This is a genomic window from Prevotella sp. KH2C16 (assembly GCF_900113305.1).
In the GTDB taxonomy this organism is placed as follows: domain Bacteria; phylum Bacteroidota; class Bacteroidia; order Bacteroidales; family Bacteroidaceae; genus Prevotella.
Window position 1 is genome coordinate 22,881 of record NZ_FOOW01000027.1, and the last position, 7,039, is coordinate 29,919.

Below are 7,039 nucleotides of genomic sequence, written 5' to 3' on the forward strand. Positions count from 1 at the left end.
AAGATGAAAAAAGGATATAAGATATTTACGGCTTTTCTGGCCCTGCTCTTGTTGATAGGGAGTCAGGCCAAGGCATTCCGGGCCAAGGCTATGCCCGGGATGAACGACACCACGAAGACAGCTCGGGCGACAGAAGCCCCCGAGTCTTCCATTGTCGACGAGGTGATATGGGTCGTGGGAGATGAGCCTATCCTGAAATCTGATGTCGAGGCACTGCGTTTGCAGTCTGAGGCGGAAGGCGTGAAATGGGAGGGTAATCCGGACTATGCCATTCCCGAGCGGATTGCCGTCCAGAAACTGTATCTCCATCAGGCAGCCATCGACTCGGTCGAGGTATCGGAATCCGATGTAACGGCAACCATCGATCAGCAGATAAACAACTGGATCTCGATAGCGGGGTCGAGGGAAAAGCTGGAAGAATACCGCGGACAGACCATCTCGCAGATGCGTCAGCAGATGCACGATGAGTTTAAGAATCAGCAGATTTCCCAGAAGATGCGTCAGGAACTGGTAAAGGACATTTCCGTAACACCTAGTGATGTGCGTAAGTATTTCGACAAACTTCCCGCGGACAGTCTGCCCTTTGTGCCGACGGAAGTAGAGGTGGAGATTATCACCCGACAACCACGAATACCGCAGGAGGAAATCAACCGCGTGAAAGATGAACTCCGCAATTATACCGACCGAGTAACGAGCGGCAACACATCATTCGCCACCCTGGCTCGTCTTTACTCTGAAGATCCAGGCTCTGCGCGGCAGGGAGGCGAAATGGACTATGTAGGTCGTGGCATGCTCGACCCCGCATTCGCCAATGTGGCATTCAATCTTACCGACCCAAAGAAAATCTCCAAGATCGTGGAGACGGAGTTCGGATTCCATATCATTCAACTTATTGACAAGCGGGGAGACCGTATCAAGGTTCGCCACATCCTCCGCAAGCCCCATGTTTCAGAACAGGCCATAGCGGAGACAAAGCTCCGCATGGATAGCGTTGCCAATGATATTCGTGCGAAGAAGTTCTCTTTCGAAGAGGCTGCCACTTATGTCTCTGACGATAAAGATACGCGAAACAACCATGGACTGATGGCATTTACCAATCAGGAGAACGGCACCCGTACTTCTCGTTTCGAGATGAAGAACCTGCCTCCTGAGGTCGCCCGTCAGGTGGAAAGGATGCAGGTGGGTGAAATTTCGGAGCCGTTCCAGATGGTAAACGACAAGGGGAAGACCGTGGTTGCCATCGTGAAGCTGAAGAATCGGATAGAGGGTCATAAGGCAACAATCACAGAAGACTTCCAGGTGATGAAGAATGTAGTGCTCAATAAGGAGCGCGAAAAGGTGCTCCATGACTGGGTCGTAGAGAAAATCAAGCACACCTATGTGTGGATGAATCCTCGATATAGGAATGGAAAGTATCAATATGAAGGCTGGGTTAAATGACTCCATTAAGAACTATAGTCAAACATATCAACGGGCATAGGATTTCTCTCATAGCGATTCTATGCCTTTTTGGCCTGTATGTACAGTCAAGTCAACCTGCCAAGAAAACGCGCAAGAAGAGCGACGAGCGGATATATCTGGTTCACTCTGACGAGTTGAGGTACGACCATTTCGGCAATAATCCCGATGCGCAGGTTGTAAAGGGGAATGTTCACTTCACTCATCAGGGTGCACAGCTTTGGTGCGACAGTGCCTATTTCTTTCAGGAGGCAAATTCGGTAAAGGCCTTCGGGCATGTTCGTTTCAAGCAAGGCGACACGCTTTCGCTGAATTGCCGATATGCAGAATATGACGGTCTGGGGCAGATGATGCGTGCCCGCTACGATGTAATACTAAAGCACAGGAAGCAGACGCTTACCACGGATAGCCTGGACTATGACCGCCTGTATAACTATGCCTACTTCTTTGAGGGAGGAAAGCTTGTCGACGGGAAAGACCAGCTGGTGGCTGACTGGGGGGAATACTATCTGGATTCCCGTCAGGCAGTATTCAAGTTCAATGTGAGGATGCGCAGCGAGGACCGCCTGATAAAGACGGACACCCTGTATTATGACACCCGTAAGTCGCTGGCCCATATCGTAGGACCGAATTCAGAGATAACCTCCAAGGAGAGCGTCGTGAGCACCTCAGATGCCTATTACGACACGCGGACGGATCAGGCACAACTGTACGGCCGCTCCAAAATGGTGGATAAGCAGAAGGAAATAACAGGCGACAGCCTTTATTATGTCAAGGAGGGGGAGAGCTATGGCTTTGGTAATGTAGTCTATATAGACCATGAGAATAAGAACTCCCTTGTTTGCGACGAACTTCACTATAACGAGAAGACAGGGAAGGGGTTTGCGACCAAGCGGGCAGTATTGAAGGACTTCTCACAAGGCCCTGATACCCTGTTCGCCCATGCGGATTCCATCAAGCTATATACCTTCAATATCAATACGGACTCGGTCTATCGACTGGTGCATTGTTATAATAAGGTACGCGCATATAGGACAGATGTTCAGGCTGTGTGCGACTCCTTGGTAGTCAGTTCGTTGGATTCCTGTATGACGATGTATCGTGATCCGATTGTGTGGAATGGGAGCCGACAATTGTTGGGAGAGGTGATCAAGGTCTATATGAATGACTCCACGATCCGGAAAGCCGAAATCATTGGTCAGGCTCTCTCCATAGAGCAGATGCCGGACAGCATGCATTATAACCAAGTATCTTCAAAGCAGATGAACGCATACTTCATCGACGGGAAGATACGCGAGGCGGAATCTTTTGGAAATGTGCGGTCGATATATTATCCGACTGACGACAAGGACAGCTCTCTCATTGGGTTGAACTATCTTGAAACCGATACCATGCGGATGTATATGACTCCCGAGCGGAAGCTGGACCGTATCTGGACCAACAAGTTTACATCGACTCTATATCCGATGACCCAGATTCCCCCAACGCGCGATAAGCTGGATGTCTTCGGGTGGTTTGATGAAATCCGGCCGAAAGATAAGTACGACATCTTTAACTGGAGAGGGAAAAAAGAGGGAGAGACACTCAAGGTAATCAAACGCCACGAGGCTCCCTTACAGCATTTGAGTAAGTCATGAGATATTTTAATAGCAGACGGCCACAAGGTTTCCACCATGGATTTATTTATTCTGATGGAAAGGGAAAGGCGGGAAACTTTAAGGAGAACTTTTCCGAGTCCTTACGAAAAGGCAGGCAAAAGGGCAGGATTTTCCAGTCTTGCTGGATAGTCATCCTCTTCCCGCTGATACTTATCTTGCTGCTGATCTTTATCTGCTATGTTATGATTTGAGGAGGAAGGATGAGTGATATAATTCAATTGTTGCCGGATTCGGTAGCCAATCAGATTGCTGCGGGAGAGGTCATTCAGCGTCCTGCAAGTGTCATCAAGGAACTGGTGGAGAATTCCGTTGACGCGGGTGCGAAGCATATAGATATCCTTGTCGTGGATGCCGGCCGGACATCCATTCAGGTGATTGATGACGGGAAAGGCATGTCGGAAACCGATGCGCGATTGTCCTTCGAGCGTCATGCTACTTCCAAAATACGCAAGGCGGATGATTTGTTTGCTCTCCATACCATGGGATTCCGTGGAGAGGCTCTGGCATCAATAGCGGCCGTTGCCCAGATTGAATTGAAGACTCGGCAGGAGGGGGAGGAGATTGGGACGCATCTTGCAATTTCTGGTTCTAAATTCATTAGTCAGGAACCTTGCTCTTGTCCTGTGGGAAGTAATTTCAAGGTGGAAAACCTGTTCTTCAATGTTCCGGCCCGCAGGAAGTTCTTGAAGTCTAACTCGACGGAGCTTAACAATATTCTTGCAGCTTTTGAGCGCATTGTGCTGGTCTACCCGGAAGTAGCCTTTACCTTTCATAGCAACGGGGTGGAGATGTATAACCTGAAAGCATGTGGCCTGAGGCAGCGCATCGTTGATGTCTTCGGGAAAAAACTTAATCAGGAGTTGATTCCCGTGGATGTAGATACCACGATTTGTAAGATAGAAGGCTTTATCGGCAAGCCGGAATCGTCGCGCCGGAAAGGAGCTCATCAATATTTCTTTGTGAACGGACGCTATATGAAGCATCCCTATTTCCACAAGGCCGTGATGTCAGCCTTTGAGCGCCTTGTGCCTATAGGGGAGCAGGTGCCCTATTTCCTTTATTTCGAAGTTTCACCGGAAGACATTGATGTGAATATCCATCCTACGAAGACGGAAATCAAGTTTGAGAACGAGCAGGCCATCTGGCAAATCCTTGCTGCGGCCGTCAAGGAGTCGATTGGCGTATTCAATGATGTGCCATCGATAGATTTTGATGTGCAGGGGAAACCGGATATTCCGGTGTTCAACGCGGATACGACCTCTGCGCCTTCAGCTCCTAAGATAAGGCTGAATCCGCAGTATAATCCATTTACGGAGAAGTCCGCTGACCGACAGAAAGTGCCAACGAACTGGGAGGAGCTTTATCAGGGGCTAAGGAAAGAGCATTCCGACGAGGCGGAAATCTTCGACTCAAAGGCAGAGACGGTTTCCGGGCGGAATATTATAGAAGAGAAATCGCCCACTCACTATCAATATAAGGGCAAGTATATCATGACGGCGGTGAAGTCGGGGCTCATGGTGATAGACCAGCATCGGGCACATGTAAGAATTCTTTATGAGAAATATCTTGCCCAGCAAAGGAACCATAAGGGCCAGCCGCAAAAGCTTCTCTTCCCGGAAATGCTTTATCTGAATGCTTCTGGCGTTGTTCAATTGGATAAGATGAAAGCCGAGCTGGAAGATTTAGGCTTTGAAATCAACGATATTGGCAGAAATACATTTGCCATCAGCAGTGTCCCCGCAGGTCTCGACGGGCTGGACTATGTAACCCTTATTGATGAGATGCTGACAGATGCAGCGGAAAAGGGAAACTCCTCGAAGGAGGAAATCGATCGTTCCCTGGCGTTGATGCTGGCCCGGAATGCCGCTGTCCCCCAGGGGCAGGTCTTGAGCAACGAGGAGATGGAGAATATCGTTAATAGTCTGTTTGCCTGTGAGAATGTGAATTACACCCCCGATGGTAAAAATATATTCTGCATTTTGAAGCAGCAAGATATAGAACATTTGCTGGGATAAGGCAAGATGAAGCACGGGAAAGGCTAAAAAATGTATCTTTTGTTCATCTTTTTTTAAAAATACGGAGATTTTTTCAAGAAAAAATGCTTATATTTAAAAAATATTACTATCTTTGTGCCCAAATACATGCGTAAATATATATCGTAGAATTATTTTTTGATTGTTAAATATAAATAGTTATGAGAAAATTATTGATTGTATTAGCATTTGCTAGTGTATCTATGTGCTCTTTCGCACAGGATGCAGATCCTACACTTAAGTATAGTGTAGCAACTAATTCTTTCTGGAGCAACTGGTTCATCCAGGTAGGTGGCCAGTGGAATTCTTGGTATTCAGGTCAGGAGCATGGTAAGAACCTTGCAAGCAGCCCGTTCAAGAGCTTCCGTTCCAATCCAGGTGCTGCAGTAGCAATTGGTAAGTGGTTCACTCCGGGTCTCGGACTTCGCACGAAGCTTCAGGGTATCTGGGGTAAGCGCGTATGGGGCGATGGAGAAGGCCCAGAGGATGTAAGCAACCGTTATTGGTTCCTGAATGAACAGATCCTGTTCAACCTGAGCAATATGCTTTGTGGTTACAACCCAAATCGTGTCTGGAATTTCATTCCGTTTGCAGGTGGTGGCATTGGCCGCTCCATGACAGCAAACTATTATGGCATGGATTTGTCAGCTGGTATCTTGAACACATTCCGTCTCGGCAAGCATGTTGGTCTCCATCTCGAGCTGGGTTGGATTCGCAGCGAGGGCGATGTCGACGGTTATGATCAGGTTGCTGGCGACCGTGGATGGGATTCTCACGACAACAACCTCTATGCAGAGCTTGGCTTGACCTTCAACCTTGGCAAGGCTACTTGGGACAAGACTCCTGATGTTGACGCCATCAAGGCTCTCTCTCAGTCTCAGATCGACGCTCTCAACGCTCAGCTCAACGATGCTAACGCAGAGAACGCTCGCCTGAAGGAGATGCTTGCTAACCAGAAGCCGGCTGAGACCGTGAAGGAATTCGTTACGACTCCGGTATCTGTGTTCTTCAACCTCAACAAGACAAACATCGCTTCTCAGAAGGATCTCGTAAATGTAGAGGCTGTTGCAAAGTATGCTAAGGAGAACAATTCTAAGCTGATGGTTAACGGTTATGCCGACAGCGCAACCGGTAAGCCTGATCACAACCAGTGGTTGTCCGAGCAGCGTGCCGCTACTGTTGCTGATGAGCTCGTTAAGATGGGTGTAAGCCGCGACAACATTACTACTAAGGGTAATGGCGGTGTAGACGAACTGTCTCCTATCTCATTCAACCGTCGTGCTACTGTAACTGTTGCTGAGTAACCCGTTCAGCTGACACGATAAGATATAAAGGGATGCTCCTATCGGGGCATCCCTTTTTGTTTTGCGAGACGGGGCATGTAGATGCCGCTCCCTCTTGCTTTTGTAGATAGCAAACCGGCGGGGGCAAGCTTGCTGCGCCTGGCTGTGCCCGGAGTGGCTTTGGATGCTCTTGCTGCCGTCTTGCCATGTTCTTACCAGCCGCTGGTAACGCCGTTACCAACGGCTGGTAATGCGATTACCACTTATTACGCGAGTTCGGGATAAGAAAAGCATTATAAAAGTTGGTAATCTCGCCAATATTTTGTACCTTTATAGGTGAAAATCAACAAGTTACAAAACAACCAAGCGATGATTACCAAGGACAAAGTTACAGAAATTTTCTGTATTATCGATGAGTTTGACAAGAATTTGAATGCAGAACTGGCCCAAAACCTCCCATTGCCCTCTCATGATGGCGATGGGAAGCGCTACCGTAACCGCAAGGGCAGGCTATCCGAGAGTGAGATTATGACAATCTTGGTATGCTACCATTTCGGTACTTACAGAAACTTCAAGGAGTACTACCTCTGCTGTATCCGTGGACAAT

The 7,039-nt window shown here is 48.2% G+C and carries 4 protein-coding genes and 1 pseudogene; all 5 read left to right on the forward strand.

All coding sequences use genetic code 11. From position 1 onward, the window contains the following. The first annotated feature begins 3 nt into the window (after positions 1-3). Positions 4-1,440: a peptidylprolyl isomerase gene (locus BM114_RS12550; protein ID WP_092113927.1), complete on the forward strand. Its 1,437-nt coding sequence runs from the start codon at positions 4-6 to the stop codon at positions 1,438-1,440. Beyond that, positions 1,437-3,095: an OstA-like protein gene (locus tag BM114_RS12555; protein WP_092113929.1), complete on the forward strand. Its 1,659-nt coding sequence runs from the start codon at positions 1,437-1,439 to the stop codon at positions 3,093-3,095. The genes BM114_RS12550 and BM114_RS12555 overlap by 4 nt, the downstream gene beginning before the upstream one ends. A gap of 221 nt (positions 3,096-3,316) precedes the next feature. Further along, entirely contained in the window at positions 3,317-5,131 is a 1,815-nt protein-coding gene (gene mutL, locus BM114_RS12565) for a DNA mismatch repair endonuclease MutL (protein WP_092113933.1), read from the forward strand. A gap of 179 nt (positions 5,132-5,310) precedes the next feature. Then, complete coding sequence (locus BM114_RS12570; RefSeq protein WP_092113935.1) at positions 5,311-6,453, forward strand: OmpA family protein; 1,143 nt, start codon at positions 5,311-5,313, stop codon at positions 6,451-6,453. Between the two features lie 348 nt (positions 6,454-6,801). Continuing rightward, positions 6,802-7,039 (forward strand): annotated as a pseudogene (locus BM114_RS12575) (IS982 family transposase); the annotation flags it as partial.

Excerpts from the sequence above, each read along its gene's own strand:
- BM114_RS12550 (WP_092113927.1), top strand. The coding sequence starts at position 4 with ATGAAAAAAGGATATAAGATATTTACGGCTTTTCTGGCCCTGCTCTTG.
- BM114_RS12555 (WP_092113929.1), top strand. The coding sequence starts at position 1,437 with ATGACTCCATTAAGAACTATAGTCAAACATATCAACGGGCATAGGATT.
- mutL (WP_092113933.1), top strand. The coding sequence starts at position 3,317 with ATGAGTGATATAATTCAATTGTTGCCGGATTCGGTAGCCAATCAGATT.
- BM114_RS12570 (WP_092113935.1), top strand. The coding sequence starts at position 5,311 with ATGAGAAAATTATTGATTGTATTAGCATTTGCTAGTGTATCTATGTGC.